The 19388-nt window shown below is 59.7% G+C and carries 16 protein-coding genes; 4 read left to right on the top strand and 12 right to left on the bottom strand.

Going from position 1 to position 19388, the window contains the following annotated elements; translation table 11 throughout:
• Positions 1-209: 209 nt before the first annotated feature.
• A complete protein-coding gene (hutU, locus tag ACF0H7_RS29655; protein WP_397450345.1) occupies positions 210-1910 on the bottom strand; it encodes a urocanate hydratase in 1701 nt (566 codons plus the stop codon).
• A 444-nt stretch (positions 1911-2354) separates the two neighbouring features.
• Here hutU and ACF0H7_RS29650 point away from each other — a divergent pair, with 444 nt between their 5' ends.
• Positions 2355-3245, top strand: a complete 891-nt coding sequence (locus ACF0H7_RS29650; protein ID WP_397450344.1) for an ImmA/IrrE family metallo-endopeptidase — start codon at positions 2355-2357, stop codon at positions 3243-3245.
• 44 nt (positions 3246-3289) lie between these two features.
• Here ACF0H7_RS29650 and ACF0H7_RS29645 read toward each other — a convergent pair whose 3' ends face one another.
• The 4 genes from ACF0H7_RS29645 to hutC all read right to left on the bottom strand — a co-directional run bounded on the left by ACF0H7_RS29645 (position 3290) and on the right by hutC (position 6362).
• Complete coding sequence (locus tag ACF0H7_RS29645; protein WP_397450343.1) at positions 3290-3781, bottom strand: Lrp/AsnC family transcriptional regulator; 492 nt, start codon at positions 3779-3781, stop codon at positions 3290-3292.
• A gap of 190 nt (positions 3782-3971) precedes the next feature.
• Entirely contained in the window at positions 3972-4892 is a 921-nt protein-coding gene (gene ctlX, locus ACF0H7_RS29640; RefSeq protein ID WP_397450342.1) for a citrulline utilization hydrolase CtlX, read from the bottom strand.
• A 169-nt stretch (positions 4893-5061) separates the two neighbouring features.
• Positions 5062-5655 carry a HutD family protein gene (locus ACF0H7_RS29635; RefSeq protein WP_397450341.1) on the bottom strand — a complete coding sequence of 198 codons (594 nt, stop codon included), beginning with the start codon at positions 5653-5655 and terminating at the stop codon, positions 5062-5064.
• Complete coding sequence (hutC, locus tag ACF0H7_RS29630) at positions 5652-6362, bottom strand: histidine utilization repressor (protein WP_397454067.1); 711 nt, start codon at positions 6360-6362, stop codon at positions 5652-5654. Before hutC ends, ACF0H7_RS29635 begins: the two co-directional genes overlap by 4 nt.
• Before the next feature lie 199 nt (positions 6363-6561).
• On the opposite strand from hutC, the gene ACF0H7_RS29625 reads away from it, so the two are divergent.
• Entirely contained in the window at positions 6562-7926 is a 1365-nt protein-coding gene (locus tag ACF0H7_RS29625) for a formimidoylglutamate deiminase (RefSeq protein WP_397450340.1), read from the top strand.
• A gap of 144 nt (positions 7927-8070) precedes the next feature.
• On the opposite strand, the gene ACF0H7_RS29620 is transcribed toward ACF0H7_RS29625, so the two are convergent.
• From ACF0H7_RS29620 to ACF0H7_RS29590, 7 genes are all read right to left on the bottom strand, one after another.
• Positions 8071-8643: a lipocalin family protein gene (locus tag ACF0H7_RS29620; RefSeq protein WP_397454066.1), complete on the bottom strand. Its 573-nt coding sequence runs from the start codon at positions 8641-8643 to the stop codon at positions 8071-8073.
• Positions 8644-8659: 16 nt separating this feature from the next.
• A complete protein-coding gene (gene bamE / locus ACF0H7_RS29615) occupies positions 8660-8914 on the bottom strand; it encodes an outer membrane protein assembly factor BamE (RefSeq protein ID WP_397450339.1) in 255 nt (84 codons plus the stop codon).
• Positions 8915-9036: 122 nt separating this feature from the next.
• Positions 9037-9657, bottom strand: a complete 621-nt coding sequence (locus tag ACF0H7_RS29610; protein WP_397450338.1) for a DUF924 family protein — start codon at positions 9655-9657, stop codon at positions 9037-9039.
• 4 nt (positions 9658-9661) lie between these two features.
• On the bottom strand, positions 9662-10672 hold the full coding sequence (locus ACF0H7_RS29605; RefSeq protein WP_397450337.1) for a class 1 fructose-bisphosphatase: 1011 nt from the start codon (positions 10670-10672) through the stop codon (positions 9662-9664).
• Between the two features lie 135 nt (positions 10673-10807).
• Positions 10808-12184 (bottom strand): DUF3999 domain-containing protein, encoded by a 1377-nt coding sequence (locus ACF0H7_RS29600; protein WP_397450336.1) that lies wholly within the window; start codon positions 12182-12184, stop codon positions 10808-10810.
• A complete protein-coding gene (locus tag ACF0H7_RS29595; protein WP_397450335.1) occupies positions 12181-14898 on the bottom strand; it encodes a DUF2339 domain-containing protein in 2718 nt (905 codons plus the stop codon). The genes ACF0H7_RS29600 and ACF0H7_RS29595 overlap by 4 nt, the downstream gene beginning before the upstream one ends.
• Positions 14899-15064: 166 nt before the next feature.
• Complete coding sequence (locus ACF0H7_RS29590; RefSeq protein ID WP_397450334.1) at positions 15065-17521, bottom strand: glycogen/starch/alpha-glucan phosphorylase; 2457 nt, start codon at positions 17519-17521, stop codon at positions 15065-15067.
• Between the two features lie 234 nt (positions 17522-17755).
• Here ACF0H7_RS29590 and pip point away from each other — a divergent pair, with 234 nt between their 5' ends.
• Positions 17756-18727: a prolyl aminopeptidase gene (gene pip, locus ACF0H7_RS29585; RefSeq protein WP_397450333.1), complete on the top strand. Its 972-nt coding sequence runs from the start codon at positions 17756-17758 to the stop codon at positions 18725-18727.
• A 10-nt stretch (positions 18728-18737) separates the two neighbouring features.
• Positions 18738-19175 (top strand): D-aminoacyl-tRNA deacylase, encoded by a 438-nt coding sequence (gene dtd, locus ACF0H7_RS29580; RefSeq protein WP_397450332.1) that lies wholly within the window; start codon positions 18738-18740, stop codon positions 19173-19175.
• Positions 19176-19388 lie beyond the last annotated feature (213 nt).

Below are 19388 nucleotides of genomic sequence, written 5' to 3'. Positions count from 1 at the left end.
TTTGCGGCAGGTTCAATCCTGCTCTTCAGTCTTTGGGAGTGTGCAGATTCATGTAGGAGCGGGCTTGCCCGCGATAGCGGTTTTTCAGGTAAAACGCCATCGCGAGCAAGCTCGCTCCTACAGGGGAGAGGTGCATCTGTAGGAGCGGGCTTGTCGGACCGCCGCACCGCAGCGATGGCGCCAGCCAGCCCCCACAGATTATTCAGCGCTTAGCGATTAACCATCGGCAGGTTCAAACCCTGCTCTTTGGCGCAATCGATAGCGATCTGGTAGCCCGCATCGGCGTGACGCATAACGCCGGTCGCCGGGTCGTTGTGCAGAACGCGGGCGATACGCTCAGCCGCTTCGTCGGTACCGTCACAAACGATCACCATGCCGGAGTGCTGGGAGAAGCCCATGCCGACGCCGCCGCCGTGGTGCAGAGAAACCCAGGTCGCGCCGCTCGCGGTGTTGAGCAGGGCGTTCAGCAATGGCCAATCGGACACAGCATCGGAACCGTCCTGCATCGATTCGGTTTCGCGGTTCGGGCTGGCGACCGAGCCGGAGTCCAGGTGGTCACGACCGATCACGACCGGTGCCGACAGCTCGCCGCTGCGGACCATTTCGTTGAACGCCAGACCCAGCTTGGCGCGCTGGCCCAGGCCAACCCAGCAGATACGTGCCGGCAGACCCTGGAACGCGATGCGCTCGCGGGCCATGTCCAGCCAGTTGTGCAGGTGCGCGTCGTCCGGGATCAGTTCCTTGACCTTGGCGTCAGTCTTGTAGATGTCTTCAGGGTTGCCCGACAGCGCAGCCCAGCGGAACGGACCGATACCACGGCAGAACAGTGGGCGGATGTAAGCCGGTACGAAGCCTGGGAAGTCGAAAGCGTTTTCCACGCCTTCTTCTTGCGCCATCTGACGGATGTTGTTGCCATAGTCGAAGGTCGGGATGCCCTGTTTCTGGAATTCCAGCATGGCTCTGACGTGAACGGCCATCGATGCTTTAGCGGCCTTGACCACAGCGGCGGGCTCGGTCTTGGCGCGAGCGCGGTATTGGTCCCAGGTCCAGCCGGCCGGCAGGTAACCGTTGAGTGGGTCGTGGGCGCTGGTCTGGTCGGTGACCATGTCCGGGCGCACGCCACGCTTGACCAGTTCAGGCAGGATTTCGGCGGCGTTACCCAGCAGCGCGATGGAGATGGCCTTGCCTTCAGCGGTGTACTTGGCGATGCGGGCCAGGGCGTCGTCCAGGTCCTTGGCTTGCTCATCGACGTAACGGCTGTTCAGGCGGAAATCAATGCTGACCTGCTGGCATTCGATGTTCAGCGAGCAAGCACCGGCCAGGGTTGCGGCCAATGGCTGAGCGCCACCCATGCCGCCGAGACCGGCGGTCAGAACCCAACGACCTTTGAGGTCATTGTTGTAGTGTTGGCGACCGGCTTCGACGAAGGTTTCGTAGGTGCCTTGAACGATGCCCTGGCTGCCGATGTAGATCCAGCTGCCGGCAGTCATCTGGCCGTACATGGCCAGGCCTTTGGCGTCCAGTTCGTTGAAGTGTTCCCAGTTCGCCCAGTGTGGCACCAGGTTCGAGTTGGCGATCAGAACGCGCGGCGCATTGCTGTGGGTCTTGAACACGCCGACTGGCTTGCCGGATTGCACCAGCAGGGTTTCGTCTTCATTGAGGTTGGTCAGTGCTTCGACGATCTTGTCGTAGCATTCCCAGTTACGCGCTGCACGACCGATGCCGCCGTAAACCACCAGCTCCTTCGGGTTCTCCGCAACTTCCGGGTCGAGGTTGTTCATCAACATACGCAGCGGGGCTTCAGTCAACCAGCTCTTGGCGGTCAGCGTGTTGCCACGTGCAGCACGGACGACGACGTCACGGTGCTTGGTCCAGGTTTCAGGGGTCCAGTGTTGGTTATTCTCAGTCACGGAAAAACTCCTCAGCGATCAATCCACGAGACCAGCCCAGGCGGTGGGCAAGCCAGACGAAACGGTTTAGTCAGTTCAGATGCATTGGAGCGGGGTGGTTACCGACGCACTCATACGCACACATCTTTACTTGTACATACAAGCATATGCAATCGTAAGACCAACTCGCTTTAAAGGTCTATAGCTAGTTTGTAAAAAACGCTGCACGCCACGGATTATAAGGGCTGACCGGTGGGCAAAAAAGATGAGCGGTCATGGCGGAGGCGAGACGTCCTGTTACCGAAAGCCGATTTTGCGCCTTGATGGGGCGTTCGGTAACAGGAGTGCGAGAGGGTGGTGCGCGTTGGGATACGGATTGGGAAGGCTCCGTGGAATATTCGGGAACCTCTTCAGTTTGACAAATGACATAATGATATGTGGCTTTGTCAACCGTAAGGGGGACCCATGATAAACGAACGAATCCGCTGTGCCTGGCTGCTTCCCTTGGCGCCCCTCGAGTTCCGCAAGCTGGCGAAGATGCCCAAGAATCACCAGAAGCAGGTCGAGGAACAGATTCGCGAGCATTTGGAGCGCTATATTGCTCTCGAAAGCTGTTTTGACCCTGCAGATATTCACACTCCCTCGACCCCGGCACAGATGCTTCCGGTGGTCGCTATCGAAGATGCAGAGCTTGCAGCAGAGGCTTTGCGCAAGGACTGGCAAATCGGTGGGGATGCCATCGCCAATCTCACCGAGCTATTGGAGGCGCACGGTATCAAGATTGCGCTGCTCAATGGTCCGGATGATTTCGATGGCGCCTGTGCTTCAACCCGGGATGGTCAGCATGTATTGATTGCGCTTAACGCACAGCGCCCGGGTGAGCGTATGCGATTCACCGCTGCGCATGAGTTGGGGCACTGGGTCATGCGCTTGCCGGATGAAATGTCAGAACAAGACAAAGAGCTTTGCTGCAATCGATTTGCTGGTGCATTTCTTTACCCGGCCAGTTGCGTGAATGGGGATTTCGGTAGTCATCCGCGTTCAAGGGTGCACCCGCAGGAGCTGCTGATTGCAAAGCGCCAATACGGGCTGTCGATGCATGCTGCCTTGCGCCGTCTGAAAGATCTTCAACTGCTTAGCGATGGTGGCTATAAGTCACTCACTATCCAGTTCAGCGCCAACGGATGGAGAAAAACTGAGCCAGAGCCGCTGCAGTGTCGGGGACCACAACGTTTTGAATCATTGGTGTTTCGGGGGTTGGCCGAGGGTTTATTCAGCACCTCTCGTGCGGCGGAGCTTTTGCGTCAGCCGATAAGTACTTTTGACCCGACGAGCTTGTTGCTGCCAAAGGCGTGATCGCGAGCAGGCTTGATCCTACGCCCTCCGGGCAGCATCAATGGTCAATACCCCACCCCACTCTTCACATCCGCCAACTCCGGATGCGCCACCAATTTATCGATGTGCAGCTCTTCGTTGTTCAACCAGGTTTCGGTCAGCACGCGGTAGTGCTCCATGTCGCGGCAGCGCATGCGCAGGCTGTAGTCGAACGGGCCGCTGATGAGTTGGCAGCCGAACACTTGCGGACAGGCTTTGATACAGGCTTCGAAGGCTTTTTGCGCGGCACGACCGCTTTGGTTGGAGAGGGCGACCAGCACCAACAAAGAAAGGCCGGGCGAGACGACTTTGAGGTCAATCAAGGCGCCATAGCCACGGATCACACCGCGCTTTTCCAGCTTGCGTACGCGCTCCAGGCAAGGTCGGGGTGTCAGGTGGACCAGGGTCGACAGTTTTTCGTAGGTGATCCGGCCGTCATGGCGCAGGACTTCCAGGATGGCTTCGTCGATGCGGTCCAGCGGGGCGGGAGCAAGGGGTTCGTTGTCCTTGGTGGCCATCGGGTATGCGTTCACTTCAATCGGAGGCAGGCGCTGCTGCGTTGGGTATAGCGTAGGGGTAAGACGTCATTGAGTGCAAAGTTGTGTTGGGTTTTGTTTGGCAGACGCAGGCCAATTGTAGGAGCTGGCTTGCCTGCGATCAGGGTGACTCGGTGTGTCAGGCAACCCCCTATCGCGGGCAAGCCCGCTCCTACAGAGGACTGTGTGGCAGATATATCTCGGCCAGCATGCACCGCGCACTGCCGCCGCCGGTGCGTTCGATATGGTCAATGTTGACCACCACCGGTTCGGCGAAGCGTTCGATCTGTCGTTGCTGGGCGAATTCCAGTGAGCGCCAAGCGCTGCGGGACATGACCAGCAGCGCTCGCCCGTCCTTGTCGTGCAGTTCCAGCATGTTGCCGGCGAATGACTCCAACTGGTCCAGGTCCAGGGCCAGAATCTGTTTGCCGGTGCGACGCAGCTGTTTTTCCAAGGCCGCACGTTCATCCCGGTCGGGCAAAGCTTGCAGGCACACCACGGCCAGGTGGCGACCGACGCTCATCATCACGTTGCTGTGGTAGATCGGCGAGTGTTGGCGGTCGACGGCGTGGAACAGGTGCGTTTGATAGTCCAGGCGCTCGGCAAACTGACGCAAGGCTTCGGGGTGGGTGCGGCCGGAGTGACAGGCGTAGAGGATGCGTTGCTCACGGTCGAGGACCATGCTGCCGGTGCCTTCGAGGTAAATGTCTTGTTGTTCCAGAGGGCTGAGGTCGATGGTTTCGCGCACGCTGTAATGTTGAGCCAGTGTGTCGAGCGCCCCCTTATGTCGTTCCAGTCGTCGGTTGCGGCCTTGCATCGGGTAGAGCACGAGGCTGCCGTCGGCGTGGCTGCTCCAGCCATTGTTGGGAAAGATCGAGTCTGGGGTGTGCGGAGTGGGCGTGTCCTGCACCACCAGCACCTCGACGCCGTAGTGGCGCAAGGTCTCGACATAGCCGTCGAACTCTTCCAGCGCTTTGTGCTGCGTCAGCTCCGGGTCAAGCGGCGCGCGTTGGAAACGGTTGTTGATGGCGGTGTCCGGGTTAAAGGCGAACTGCGCCGGGCGGATCATCAAGACGCTGTTGGTGGTTTGCATCGAGCACGCTTCCAAGGGCTGGCAATGCGTGCATCTTGAGTGCGGCAGCGTCGGGATTCTTGCTGAGCTGGCGGGGTTGCTCAGCGGGGATCGCCGAAAAAGGCGGAGTTGCAGCGGATTCTGTTGTCGGCGAAAACAAACCGGCGGGCAGGGCGCTCGCCGGTGAGGATCAGGCAGGAATGGTCGTCAGCTCAATCAAGCAGCAACGCCCAGCAGAGGCCTGCAACACGATCTCCAGCAACCCCTGATTCGCCTCCAGGTGCAGGCAATCATGTTTGCCGAGGACTTCGGTTTGACGTTCGCCCACCGTCGCGCTCAAGGCTTCGCCAGCGCTGAACAACAGAACAGTGTTGGCCGAACTGAATAGGCGCAGTGGCTGCTGGATATCGATCCATTGCAGGCGGGCGCTGTAGCGAGTCGGCGCGTAGATCAGGTTGAAGTCGCGAATATCGCCGTCGAGCAGGGTGCAGGACACCTGGCTTTCGCCGCTGAAGGCGAATGGGTCGAAGGGCCGCAACGGACGAGTCATGCTGCCGTCCACTTGCAGGGTCATGCCCGCGCCATGCAGCACTGTGATAATCCGCTGATAACCATTGAAGCTGGAGAAGCCGCCCGATTCGGCGATGTCGGCAATCGACAGGCGCCAGCCGAAACCGTCGAGGCCGACGCCGGCATCGCGGGTGATTTCTTCGGTGCTGCCGCCGCCATTTTTCCACGGCATGCGTGGGTAATCGACGGCGCGTAGAACAGTCAGTTGACTCATTTGCTGAAGCGTCCTTCCAGTCGATGCCTGGAGCCTGGGTGAATAAGGCGCGCGGCGGTGACTGGCTGGCGCCCGGACCAGGTCCGGCGGCGAATCAGCAGGCACGGCTCGCCGCGTTCGATTTGTAGCAGTTCGCATTCCAGCGCCTCGGCCAGAATCGCTTCGACCACGTGCTCGCCTTCGGTCAGCGGTGCGACTTGTGACAAGTAGGCGTAGGGCGTTTGCTTGGTGAAATCCTGATTCAGGTAGTCAGGCGCCACCAGTGCATTGACGAAACGGTCTTCGATTTGTACTGGAATATCGTTTTCGAAATGCACGATCAGCGAATGAAACACGCGCTGGCCTTCACGCATGTCCAGCGCCAGGGCGCGTTCGGAGCCGGCGGCTTCTTCGTTGAGGACGATGACCTTGCAGGAATGCACATGGCCACGCGAGGCGATTTCGTCGGCAATGTTGTGGACTTCAAACAGTGCAGACTGGCTCTTCGGCTCCGCGACGAATGTTCCTACGCCCTGCATGCGTACCAACAGGCCTTCTGCGGTCAGTTCACGCAAGGCTCGGTTGATGGTCATGCGACTGAAGCCCAGCTGGCTGACCAGTTCGCTTTCCGACGGCACGCGATGATGCGGCGGCCAGGTGCCGTTCTGGATTTGTTGGGCGATCATTTGCTTGACGCGCGCGTATAGGGGCGCCGGACTATCGCCCATCTGGGCAGCCAGCAAAGAGGTGGCAGGCGGAGTCGGCACAGAGAAATCCTTGTTCGATGGGTGAAAATTCGGAGTGGGTCGAAGGCGCAATGCGCTCAAACTAACCATTAACCCGACCGACGACAAGCTTGTCGCAGTTTACCGGGCAGGCAAACGTCTGTATATGTATATACAAATAAATACGATAGGGTGCAGAGCCATGTCCGCCTTCTTTGCCGAGCGCGCATTATTGCCCACTGGCTGGGCCAACAATGTTCGTCTCGAAGTCAGCGCCGATGGCCTGCTGACCAGTGTTCAAGCCGATGCCGATGCGCAGGGTGCCGAACGTCTCAAGGGTCCGCTGGTGCCGGGGATGCCGAACCTGCACTCCCATGCGTTCCAGCGCGCAATGGCCGGTTTGGCCGAGGTCGCCGGCAATCCCAACGACAGCTTCTGGACCTGGCGCGACCTGATGTATCGCCTGGTCGGAAAAATCAGCCCGGAGCAACTCGGCGTCATCGCTCGGCAGTTGTACATCGAAATGCTCAAGGGCGGCTTCACCTCCGTCGCAGAGTTTCATTACGTCCATCAGGACACGACCGGCAAGCCCTACGCCAACCCTGCCGAGCTGGCGCTGCAAATCAGCCAGGCCGCGACTTCCGCAGGCATCGGCATGACCCTGCTGCCGGTGCTATATAGCCACTCCGGCTTTGGTGGTCTGGCGCCGAACGAGGGGCAGCGGCGCTTTATCAACAGTACTGATAGCTATCTGGACTTGCAGGCGCGCTTGCAGCCGATTCTGGCTCAGCAACCGGCGCAGGCTCTGGGCTTGTGTTTCCACTCGCTGCGCGCGGTAACGCCACAGCAAATCAGCGATGTGCTGGCAGCCAGCGATAAACAATGCCCGGTGCACATCCACATCGCCGAACAGCAGAAAGAAGTCGACGACTGCCTGAGCTGGAGCGGTCTGCGTCCGCTGCAATGGCTGTACGAAAATACCCCGGTCGATCAGCGCTGGTGCCTGGTGCATGCGACTCACGCCAACCCGGATGAAGTCGCGCTGATGGCGCAAAGTCGCGCGGTGGCGGGGCTGTGTCTGACCACGGAAGCGAACCTTGGCGACGGTATCTTCCCGGCGGTGGACTACATCGCCCAAGGCGGACGCTGGGGCATTGGTTCGGACAGCCATGTGTCATTGAGCGTGGTCGAGGAGTTGCGTTGGCTGGAATATGGTCAGCGCCTGCGCGACCAACGGCGTAACCGTTTGTACCGTAGCGACCAGCCGATGGTAGGCCGCACCCTGTTTGATGCCGCGCTGACGGGCGGTGCCCAGGCGATGGGCCAGCCGATTGGCGCGCTGGAAGTAGGCAAGCGTGCGGATTGGCTGGTGCTGGATGGCAACGATCCCTATCTGGCGACCGCGACGGGCGACGGGATTCTCAACCGTTGGCTGTTTGCCGGTGGCGATCGGCAGATTCGCGACGTGCTGGTCAATGGCCAGTGGGTTGTGCGTGACGGGCGACATGCCGCAGAAGAGGAGAGCAGCCGGGCGTTTGCTCAAGTGCTGAGGGAGTTGTTGGGCTGATTAGTGTGTAGGCGTAACGCAACTGTAGGAGCTGCCGAAGGCTGCGATCGGTCTGGGCCGCGTCCGGAGGGGCCGGTCGTAATGAAGGTCCTGCGGACCTTATCGCAGCCTGCGCCAGCTCCTACAGATACTTGGGGTGCCGGATCAATTGATAACCGGCTTGGCAATCGCCGAATCCTCGGCCCGCCAGATCAGCTTGGTCGTGTCATACCCCTGTTGTTGCGCCCGTGACAACAGCTCTTCTTTCGTCGCCTCGGACACATGCGCGGTGCGCGATAGCAGCCACAGGTATTTGCGATCCGGATTACCGACCAGCGCGGTCTTGTAGCCGTCGTCGACGTACAGCACCCAGTAATTACCCTTGGCCAGACTCGGCAGCGCGTTGGAGAACCAGTTATCGAACACCACCCACAGCTTGTCGGTCTTGCCCGGTACTTGCGGTGAGGCGGTGCCGGTGGCAATTTCCCATTTGCCCTCCAGCGTCCGGCAACGGTTGGTCACGCTGATATTGCCGTCAGGCTTGAGCGCATAGCGGGCTTCGGACTGCGCGCAGTTGCGCTGAAAAAACATCGGCATCCGCGCCACTTCATACCAGGTGCCCTGGTAGCGCTTGAGGTCGACATGATCGACGGTCTTTGGCTCCACCGGATCATTCGACGAACCCGCGCAACCCGCCAACAGCAAGCTGGCCAGTAATCCAACGCATAGACGCATGATGTTCTCCCCCTGCGGCTTATTTCAGGCCTTGGCCCGAATACATAAGCACCTTGTCGCCCGCGTACTGCACGCTGATAAAGGTTTTCTTGTCGCCCCAGGTGCAACTGGACATGCCCAGCGCGCCGGAGCATTCAGTCGGGCTGCCGAGCAATTTTTCGACCTGGGGTTTGGGCATGCCGGCTTCCAGCTTCGAATAATTTTCCTGGTTGATCTTGTTGCACGCAGCCAACAGCACGCAAACCGATAGCACCGCGAGGGTACGCAAAGACATGAAATGAAGCTCCTGAACAAAGGGGACTGCGCCGTGGCGCGAAAAGCGCTGGCTAGCTGCCGAAGGTTAGAAGGGAAATCGGGGATCTGGTTCCCTATGCCCGCAAGGCATTTGTCGGGAGCTCAGAAGCGCGAACCGCGTTCCTGCAAAAAGGCCAGCTCTTCAGCTGTGGAGGGACGACCCAGAATCGCGTTGCGATGGGGGAAGCGGTGGAAGCGGGCGATGACGCGTTGGTGCCTTATCGCGAAATCGAGGTTGCTGGCGATAACCGCACGATCGATGGCCGGTTGTTCATCCAGCAGTGCGCGGAGCAGGGTGACGGCTTGATTCTGATGCGCAAGGTTTTCGCTGTGTTCCAGGACCAGATAGATAAAGGTGCGCTGAATCGACGACAGTTGCTGGTCGAAACCCAGCGTCAGGCCATGTTCAACGAGAGTTTGTGCGCGAGCGTCGCCGGCGAATGCCTTGGGCGTGTCGCGAAAGATCATGCGTGGGAGTTGATCGAGCAACAGCACCAGCGCCAGCCAACCGAGGGGGGATTGCGCCCAGTCCTTCAATTCGCCTGCCAGTGCCTGCTTCACCTGAGCGGCGAAACGCTGCTGCGCTTCGTCGTCCTGGCTGTGTTTCTTGCCGAACCAGAGCTTGCCCTTGGCTTTCGCGATCTGCGAAGTGGTGAGTTCAGTCTCGGTATTGGAGCCGGAACCGAACCACCACTCCAGCAGTGGCTGCCAGGGCAGGGCCAAGGCATTAAGCCTTGTGGTAAGCCGTGGCGCGTTCGACTTCTTCCTTGGAACCCAAGAACACCGCAACCCGCTGGTGCAGGCCTTCAGGCTGGATGTCGAGAATGCGCCGGTGGCCGTCGGTGGACGCGCCGCCCGCTTGCTCGACCAGGAACGACATCGGGTTGGCTTCGTACATCAGGCGCAATTTGCCCGGCTTGGCGGGTTCGCGGCTGTCGCGTGGATACATGAACAGGCCACCACGGGTCAAGATGCGGTGTACGTCGGCAACCATCGCGGCGACCCAGCGCATGTTGTAGTTCTTTTTCAGCGGGCCGTCTTCGCCAGCCAGCAGTTCATCAACGTAGCGTTTTACCGGAGCTTCCCAGTGACGCTGGTTGGACATGTTGATCGCGAATTCCTGAGTGGACTCCGGGATTTTGATGTCTTCGTGGGTCAGCGCAAAGCTGCCCATTTCACGGTCCAGGGTAAAGCCTTTCACGCCATGGCCCAGGGTCAGTACGAGCATGGTTTGCGGGCCGTAGATGGCATAACCGGCGGCGACCTGCTCGGTGCCTGGCTGCAGGAAGGCCTTTTCGTTCAGGGGTTCGTTCTGGCTCAGGTATTCGTTCGGGCAACGCAGTACCGAGAAAATGGTGCCGACCGGAGCGTTGATGTCGATGTTAGACGAACCGTCCAGTGGGTCGAATACCAGCAGGTACGCGCCTTTCGGGTATTTGCCTGGGATCTGGTAGGCGTTGTCCATTTCTTCGGACGCCATGCCGGCCAGGTGACCGCCCCATTCGTTGGCTTCGAGCAGGATTTCGTTGGACAGCACGTCCAGTTTCTTCTGCACTTCGCCTTGTACGTTTTCGGTGCCCATGCTGCCAAGTACGCCGCCCAGCGCGCCTTTAGAGACGGTGTGGCTGATTTCCTTGCATGCGCGCGCCACCACTTCGATAAGGAAGCGCAGATCGGCAGGGGTGTTGTTACTGCGGGTCTGCTCAATCAAATAGCGACTCAGGGTAACGCGGGACATGGAGAGCTCCGTAGGTGGGGGATAAAAACCCGCGCAGTTTAACGCGAGTGGGCGCTTATTACTCCAGTCAGACTAAGTTCTAGTTAGCAGAGTTCACGCGCCAAATTAGAGTAGTCGCAAAATGGTGGATTCAAATCATGATTTTGTTGGCGGCGCGCGCAGCAGGCTCAGGGCCATCCAGCCGAGGAAAATCACGCCCAATAGCAAGACCGTCCATAAGCCAATGCGCTTCCAGTCCGTGCCTGGCGCTTCGACGGGGCTGCTGGTGGTAATCATAGGGATTGCCGCCAGTTGTGCGCTGCCGAGGCTGCCAAGGGTTTGCGGCGAAAAATCCGGAATCAAGGTTGATAGCGGCAGGTTCGCCGCTTTTACGCTCGCGTTACCCACCGCGAGGCTGTACGGACCAGCACCTTTGGCGAGAAACACCAGTTGCGTGGCATGCACGGCGACACTTAGTTGCGGCGTGTTCGTTCCCAAACCACCGCCACGCTGATCAACGTCGAGTTTCAGCTGCTGGATTGGCAGACCTGGCAATTGCAGTTCGTTTTGCAGAACGTCCTGGCCGTTTTGCGTCAGTCGATACAGTAAGCCGCCACCCATGTTTTGCCACGGCAGTTTGGCGTCGCTGCGCCCGGATAAAGTGACCGGCGCCAGGCTGTTGGGTTGTGCGAGGTCTATTTTGATCCGCGCCACGGCCAGCGCATTGGGCAACTGCCAGCTGTATTCGCCAGGTTTGGAGGTGGTGCCAGCCAAGGGTTGCGACCAGACCAACGGCAGCGGCAGGTTGTCGGGATTGGCGCTGATCAATTGCGCAGAGGTCAGTGTTGGCGCGGTGTGCGGGCTGCGCCAGAGCAATCGCAGGTAGCGTGCCGGGCGACCGGGCAAGGCAACTTCGCGCTGCTCGACCATTTCATCGGCAAAGGAAAGTCGCGCGACCTGGCCATCGCCCCAGTTTTGCCAGCGCTGCAAGTCGTCGCTGGCTTCAATGCTGAAACGCTGAAAGCCTTGGCGTTCATTGCTCCAATCGAGAATCAACTGCTCTAGGGGCGACTTGATCGCGCTGGTATCCAGCAACCAGCCGCGCAGCACTTCGTCGCCGGCTTCGATGTCGTCCTGCGGCTGTACTTCGATCACTGTGCCGCCGGCTGAGCGCTGCACGCGAATACCCGGCGCTTTGTCGCCAGCGTCGGAGGTGCTGTACAGCGCAAACCATTTCACCGCGACCGGCGTTTGCGGCTTTCGGCGCGAGGCATCGTTCTGCGTCAGGGCATACGCTTGCGCCTGACCACTGGCATCGAATACGCGTACATCGCTCAAGTCAGCCTGGCGCGCAGCCAATTGCACCGCCAGCGGTAGCTCGAGGCGATACCACGGGCCCTGGCCGCTGATGGTCAATGGCACCTGAGTGGCGAAATCGGCGGGTTTGTCCTGAGCCTGGGTTGAAGTCATCAGCAACGCCGCGAACAGGCAACAAAGGGTGCGGATCGGATGACTGAAGAAGGCTTTGCTCATGGGCTGGGTGTCTGCGCAGATTTGGGTGGCAAGGGTGAAAAATAGCCGACCACCAGCAGCAACACGCCGACGCCGATGAACGACACGATGCGCTCCAATCCGCCGCGATCGCTGAGTTCGACAAAAAACAATTTAGCGACCACCAGCCCGATCAGCGCGGCGCCGACGATCCAGACTTCGCGGCGCCCACGCAGGTGGCCGCCGACCATCAACGCCAGGGCCATCAAGGTCCAGACAATCGACAGGCCGGCCTGCACGCGCATCGAACGCAGCAGTTCGTCCAGTTCATAAGGCACGCCGCTCCAGTGATGCACGGTGCGCATCACCAGCGCGGTGAACAGCGCAAACAGGCTGATCCCGGCAACGATTTGCGCAGCGCGTTGTGCGTAGGAGGGTTCGACCCCGAGCATCGTCAAACGACTGCGCATCCACAGGAAAATCCCGGCGAGGGCGAATAACAGGCCCAACTCAAGCGGGTTGATCAGCGGTAGATAGGGCAACGGATCGGCAGCGCCATCGCTGAAGGTATTTGCCAGCCAGAACCACACCAGCATCAACAGCGCCAACGGCGCGGCCGCCCACACTCGGTACTCGACGGCGTAGTGGTCAATCGGCCACGGCCATTGTCGCGCGGAGGCCATCAAAACCAGATAGAGGCTCGGCAGCAACGCCCAGCCCAGCCAGCGCCAGGCGTTGTAGTGTTCCGACAGTTGCATCAGGCCGAAGCGCAGCGCCAGCGCCAGTACGCTGATGATCAGCCAGCAGCCCATGACGTGCGCCGCGCTGGCCGCCCAGCCGGGCAAGGTAGTGGCCAGACGTCGCAACGACAGCAGATGCACCACGAACACCGCGCCCCACGCCAGCCAGCCCCACTGTGCAACTGGGTTGTAATCGTAGTGGTAGGTGGTCAGCAGCACGGCGGCGCAGGCCGGGGTCAGCAAGGTACAGAGCACGGCAAACGCCCGCCAGCGCAGACGCAACGCGATCACGCTCCAAAGTGCGCTGCTGGCGGCACCCAGCAACAGCAGGGCCGGGGTCTGCATTTCATTTGAAGCGAAGCGCAGCACGCCGCTGACCAACGCCACCGCCCACCAGCCTGCCGCCCAAGCCAGCAGTGCAGCGGACAGTCGCTGGTACTTCACGGAGTCGGCGGGTGTCAGGCGCAGCGGGCATCCGGCGCTGATCATGGCGGCGAGCGCGACAATCAGCGGCGTCCAGAAGTCGCCGTGCGTCAGTAACCTGTAATGGGCTTGGTAAAAGAAGCTCTGAAAGTCATCAACAATCGCCAAACCGGCGCCGATTTGCAGCAGTAAGCCGAATCCCTTGGCCAGCGTGCGTTGTTGGCGCAAACCGAGCCAGAACACCGCAGCCCCTTCGACCGCCCAAGCGGCGGAGGTCCAGCGGGCCTCCAGCCCCAGCGGAATGGCCAGCGAGGCGAAGACCACGCCCAGCGCCAGGCAGGTTTCCACCAACAACAGCGCCCGCCCCGGTGCGCGTCCGGCCAATAACCGGGCTATGCTTATATAGAGGAGACCCAAGGCCAAGGCGCTGTACGCGGCAGCGAATTCGATGTGCTGGACGAGGGCGAATTGCAGGCCGAAACCCACAATCGGCGGCCCGAACAGAATGCTGCCGTCGACGTAATCCCCCTGACGTGCCGACCAGCGCAGTACCGCGCCACGGCTGTCGTCTTCAGGCCCGTTGCTTAGCTCCTGCAATTTTCGCCGAGCGAACAACAGGCCAATCGCCAGATACATCAGGAAGAACAGGATCAGAAACGGCTCGGTGCTCCAGAACAGCTCGGGTGTGTAGGCTTTTGCGCCCCAGGCGAAACCAATGCCGAACGTACCGACAAAACCGATCAGGTTCAGCAGGCGCCAGGCCTTGAACCAGGCGATGGCGAAAATCCCGGCGTTGAGCAAGGCGAAGTAACTGAACAACGCGACGTGGCTGCCCGCACCTGTGGAGGTCAGCAACGGCGCGGCGAAACCACCGAGCGCGGCGGCTGCGGCCAGGCCCAGCGCATCCTGAGTGATGGCAAGAACCGCCGCGAATACTGTGATCATCACCAATAAAACGAAGGCGATATTGGGATCGATCAGCGTGTGCAGGCGCATGGCGGCGAAGATCGTCAGGTAGAGCACGCCGACACCGGTGCCTTGCAAAATCAGTGCGTAATTGCGCTTGCGTCGACGTAGCCACCAGCCCAACGTCAATAGACCCAAGGCGGCGGCAGCGACCGCGGCGTAACGCACTTCTAACGCGATCACCACACCTTCGGTGGCGTAACGCAGCAGAAAAGCCAGTCCGAGAAACAACAACACCACGCCGACGCGCAAGACAGTGTTGCCGCCGACCAGCCAATTACGCGCGGCGGTAAAGCCACGTTCGATCAGGTTTGGCGTTCGGGGCAGGGCTGGGGTGGGCGTTGTCGCGGGTTCGATCCAGGCGCTCTCGGCGGCGGGCAGGTCCCAGGTGAGTTCAGGCTCGGTTGGTGCGGGTTCTGAGGTTTCAACCAGCGTTTGGACAGGCTCGGCAGGCCCCTCCAGCACAGACAGGCGTTGTTCGAGCGTCTCTAGTTGGCGTTTCAGCGTGGCCAAGCGAATGGCTTGCCCCAAGCCAAGGCCGAAGAGTGCGCCGACGATGGCGCCAATGAAGGACTCGTCCCAAAAACCACCCAGGACAAGACCAGCCAGCATCAGAATCCATTGCACGCGTTGACATCCCTTTACGGCAGCACAGTTGGATTCAGGTATAGCGTGCTGACGCCTTCGCAGGCAAGCCTGGAGTCTGTAGGAGCCAACTTGTTGGCGAGAGGTTTGATGAGGTGCATCAGGTACACCGCCTCGCGAACAAGTTCGCTCCTACAGGGGGCTTTGGCTATTTCTCGTCGAGCGCCTTCCAGATGTCGTTGGAATACTCTCGAATGGTCCGGTCCGAAGAGAACCAACCCATTCGCGCGGTGTTGAGCACCGCCGAGCGCCACCATTTTTTCGGGTCGTGCCACAGTTCTTCGACTTTGCTCTGCGCCGCCCAATACGACTCGAAGTCCGCACAGACCAGAAAGCGGTCGTAGGCGATCAACTGGTCGACCAGGCCTATATAGCGATTCGGATCGTCCGGCGAGAATACCCCGCCACGAATCGCCAGCAACACGTCGTTGAGTCTTGGTGAGGCGACGATGTCAGCCATGGCGTTGTAGTCGCCCACGCGTTTGCGCGCTTCGACCTGCTGCGATGTGAGGCCGAAGATGAACATGTGCTCAAGCCCGATCTGTTCGCTCATCTCGACGTTGGCACCGTCCAGGGTGCCGATAGTCAGCGCGCCGTTGAGGCCGAATTTCATGTTGCTGGTACCCGAGGCTTCCAGGCCAGCGGTAGAAATCTGCTCCGACAGGTCGGCCGCCGGAATGATGCTTTCCGCCAGGCTGACGTTGTAGTTGGGCATGAACACGACTTTGAGCATGCCGCGCAGGGTTGGGTCGTTGTTGACCGTGCGCGCGATGTCGTTGGACAGTTTGATGATCAGTTTGGCTGAGTGATAACTGGCGGCAGCTTTGCCGGCGAAGATCTTGACCCTAGGCACCCAGTCGGTTTCAGGTTCGGCACGCATTGCCTGATACAGCGCCACGGTGTGGAACAGGTTCAACAACTGGCGCTTGTATTCATGGATACGTTTGACCTGAACGTCAAACATCGCTTGCGGATTGACGGTAATCCCCAGCCGTTCCTGAATGATGTTGGCCAGTGCCTTTTTGTTTTTCAGGCGCTGTTCGGCGAATTGTTTGAGGAAGGTCGCTTTCTCGGCAAACGGTTCCAGATCGATCAATCGCGTTTCGGCATTGTCGAGAACGTCCGCACCCAAGGCGTCTACCAACATGCCGGTCAGCGTCGGGTTGGCCTGGTGCAACCAGCGGCGGAAGGTGATGCCGTTGGTTTTGTTGTTGATTCGATCCGGGTACAGCTTGTGCAGTTCGGCGAACACGGTCTTGCGCATCAATTGAGTGTGCAGCGCCGACACGCCGTTGATGCTGTGCGAGCCGATGAACGCCAGGTTGCCCATGCGCACGCGCCGACCGTTGTCTTCTTCGATCAGCGACACCGCACGCAAGACGTCGAAGTCATGAATGCCCTTGGCGCGCAGTTCGTCGATGTGCAGGGCGTTGATCAGGTAAATGATCTGCATGTGCCGTGGCAGCATCCGCTCCATCAGCCCCACCGACCAGGTCTCCAGCGCCTCGGGCAGCAGGGTGTGGTTGGTGTAGGCCAGGGTGCCGACGGTGATTTTCCACGCGGCTTCCCAGGGAATGCCGTGCGTATCGATCAGAATACGCATCAGTTCCGCGACGGCAATTGAAGGGTGGGTATCGTTCATTTGAATCGCCGCATGCTCCGGTAGCGAGTGCAGCGATTCGTGCATGTTCAGGTGGCGACGCAGCAAGTCTTGCAACGATGCGGAGACGAAGAAGTATTCCTGACGCAGGCGCAGTTCCTGACCGGCTTCGGTCGCGTCGTTGGGGTAAAGCACGCGGGAAATACTTTCTGCGCGGACCACTTCGGCCACCGCGCCAAAGTGGTCGCCGGCGTTGAAACGCTCAAGGTGCAGGTCTTCAACGGCCCGCGCCCGCCATAAACGCAAGGTGTTGACGCTTGAACCGCGCCAGCCGACCACGGGCGTGTCATACGCCACGGCACGGACCGTTTCGCCCGGCCGCCAGACCTGGCGTTGCTCGCCGGTCTCGCTGATCAGGGTTTCGACGCTGCCGTTGAAGCCGATCGGGTAGATCACTTCCGCGCGCTCAAACTCCCAAGGGTTGCCGAAATCCAGCCAGTTCTCGGTCTGCTCTTGCTGCCAGCCATCGACCACTGCCTGACGGAACAGGCCGTGCTCGTAGCGAATGCCGTAGCCGTGCGCGGCGACGCCGAGGGTCGACATGCTTTCCATGAAGCACGCGGCGAGACGACCGAGGCCGCCGTTGCCCAGCGCGGCGTCGGGTTCGAGCAGTCGTATGCGCTCAAGGTCGACGCCGAGTTCGGTCAGGGCTTGTCGGGCAATGTCCAGCAACCCGAGGTTGCTCAGGCTGTCATACAGCAACCGGCCGATGAGAAATTCAAGGGAAAGGTAATAGACCCGTTTCTGGCCTTTGCGATAGATCTGTCGGGTGTGGTCCATCCAGTGCTCGACCATATGGTCGCGAGCGGCAAGGGCGATGGCTTCAAACCAGTCATGGTCAAACGCATGGTCCGGGTCCTTGCCCACGGCGTACGTAAGCTTGGCGAGTACTGCGGCGCGAAACGCGGCCACGTCGGCGTCTTTAACGAGCGGTTCCTCTGACATCAATGCGACCTCTTACGAGCAGACGAATAAGCAGCGGGATGTTTTACTCTAGACGCTTCGACAGAGGTGCGGCTCTGTGGTTCGCGTGTTATTTCATCTGGTAAATCTCTTGCATTGATCGTTCCACACATGGGCTTTTTGACGTTCTAAGGGCATGATCAATACTTGATTCGGGTTTATGATGCTTGAAGCCAGAACCACTAGAAGTTCTTGAAACGCCCCTTTGGAGCACCTATGCAGACTTTGTACCCGCAGATCAAACCTTACGCCCGGCACGATCTGGCCGTGGAAAAGCCTCATGTGCTCTACGTGGATGAAAGCGGTTCTCCAGAAGGTTTGCCAGTGGTTTTTATTCACGGCGGGCCTGGCGCGGGATGTGATGCGCAAAGTCGTCGGTTTTTTGACCCTAACATGTATCGCATCATTACCTTCGATCAGCGCGGTTGCGGTCGTTCTACCCCGCACGCCAGCCTGGAAAACAATACCACTTGGCATCTGGTCGAAGACCTCGAAACCATCCGCAAGCACCTGGGCATCGAAAAGTGGGTGTTGTTTGGCGGTTCATGGGGTTCGACCCTGGCATTGGCGTATGCCCAGACTCACCCGGAGCGCGTACATGCCCTGATCCTGCGTGGGATCTTTCTGTGCCGTCCGCAAGAAATCGAATGGTTCTACCAGGCAGGCGCGAGCCGCATGTTCCCGGATTACTGGCAGGACTACCTGGCGCCAATCCCGGTGGAAGAGCGCGGCGACTTGCTCAGCGCGTTCCACAAGCGCCTGACCGGCAACGACCAGATTGCGCAGATGCACGCGGCCAAGGCCTGGTCGACTTGGGAGGGGCGCACCGCGACGTTGCGGCCCAATCCGCTGGTGGTCGACCGTTTCTCGGAACCGCAGCGCGCGCTGTCGATTGCCCGTATCGAATGCCATTACTTCACCAACAACGCGTTCCTTGAAGAGAACCAGTTAATTCGCGACATGCCGAAGATTGCCCATCTGCCCGGCGTGATCGTGCACGGTCGTTACGATGTCATCTGCCCGCTGGACAATGCCTGGGAATTGCACCAGAACTGGCCGAACAGCGAGCTGCAAGTGATTCGCGACGCCGGGCACGCTGCCTCGGAACCGTGCATCACCGATGCGCTGATCCGCGCCGCCAACCAGATTGGTCGCCGATTGCTCGATCTGCCGCCCGAAGAAGCGTGATGGGATCGTCATGAAAGGGCTGCTCCAACGCGTCAGCGGTGCGAGGGTCGAGGTGGCCGGTGAAATTGTCGGCTCCATCGATCAGGGATTGTTGGTATTGGTCGGTGTCGAGCCTCAAGACACGCGGGCCAGTGCCGACAAGTTGCTGCACAAGTTGCTGAACTACCGGGTATTCAGTGACGCCGACGGCAAAATGAACCTGTCGCTGACCGATGTGGCCGGTGGTTTGCTATTGGTGTCGCAGTTCACGCTGGCCGCCGACACCCAAAGCGGCTTGCGCCCGAGTTTCTCCAAGGCGGCACCGCCAGCGGTGGGCGCCGAGCTGTTCGACTATCTATTAGAGCAGGCTAAAGTTATGCACGAGAGGGTCGCGGCGGGCCAATTTGGTGCAGATATGCAAGTTCATCTCGTGAATGATGGCCCTGTGACATTTTTGCTTGAGAGCTGAACCCCGCGATTGCCGTGGTTGCCCGGATTTATTAGGCGAAAAAGCAATAAATACTTCATCGGACATGATGCGTTGTAACGCTGCCTACTAGATAATCGCGCGCTACGGGGATCAGCGTTCGTTGACCCAATTGATATAGCCAGAGGCTGGTCCGTCACCGTTTAGGGAATTCTTCTGCCCTTTCGGAGTCGGAACAATGCTCGCCAACCCGCC

The organism is Pseudomonas sp. NA-150 (assembly GCF_044336365.1).
Taxonomy (GTDB): Bacteria; Pseudomonadota; Gammaproteobacteria; order Pseudomonadales; family Pseudomonadaceae; genus Aquipseudomonas.
The sequence above is the reverse complement of the archived record's forward strand: the minus strand, read 5'-3'. Positions and strand labels throughout refer to the sequence as shown.

Coding starts and splice junctions, on each gene's coding strand:
- ACF0H7_RS29650 (WP_397450344.1), top strand. CDS start 2,355: ATGATAAACGAACGAATCCGCTGTGCCTGGCTGCTTCCCTTGGCGCCC.
- ACF0H7_RS29645 (WP_397450343.1), bottom strand. CDS start 3,781: ATGGCCACCAAGGACAACGAACCCCTTGCTCCCGCCCCGCTGGACCGC.
- ctlX (WP_397450342.1), bottom strand. CDS start 4,892: ATGCAAACCACCAACAGCGTCTTGATGATCCGCCCGGCGCAGTTCGCC.
- ACF0H7_RS29635 (WP_397450341.1), bottom strand. CDS start 5,655: ATGAGTCAACTGACTGTTCTACGCGCCGTCGATTACCCACGCATGCCG.
- hutC (WP_397454067.1), bottom strand. CDS start 6,362: ATGGGCGATAGTCCGGCGCCCCTATACGCGCGCGTCAAGCAAATGATC.
- ACF0H7_RS29625 (WP_397450340.1), top strand. CDS start 6,562: ATGTCCGCCTTCTTTGCCGAGCGCGCATTATTGCCCACTGGCTGGGCC.
- bamE (WP_397450339.1), bottom strand. CDS start 8,914: ATGTCTTTGCGTACCCTCGCGGTGCTATCGGTTTGCGTGCTGTTGGCT.
- ACF0H7_RS29605 (WP_397450337.1), bottom strand. CDS start 10,672: ATGTCCCGCGTTACCCTGAGTCGCTATTTGATTGAGCAGACCCGCAGT.
- ACF0H7_RS29600 (WP_397450336.1), bottom strand. CDS start 12,184: ATGAGCAAAGCCTTCTTCAGTCATCCGATCCGCACCCTTTGTTGCCTG.
- ACF0H7_RS29590 (WP_397450334.1), bottom strand. CDS start 17,521: ATGTCAGAGGAACCGCTCGTTAAAGACGCCGACGTGGCCGCGTTTCGC.
- pip (WP_397450333.1), top strand. CDS start 17,756: ATGCAGACTTTGTACCCGCAGATCAAACCTTACGCCCGGCACGATCTG.
- dtd (WP_397450332.1), top strand. CDS start 18,738: ATGAAAGGGCTGCTCCAACGCGTCAGCGGTGCGAGGGTCGAGGTGGCC.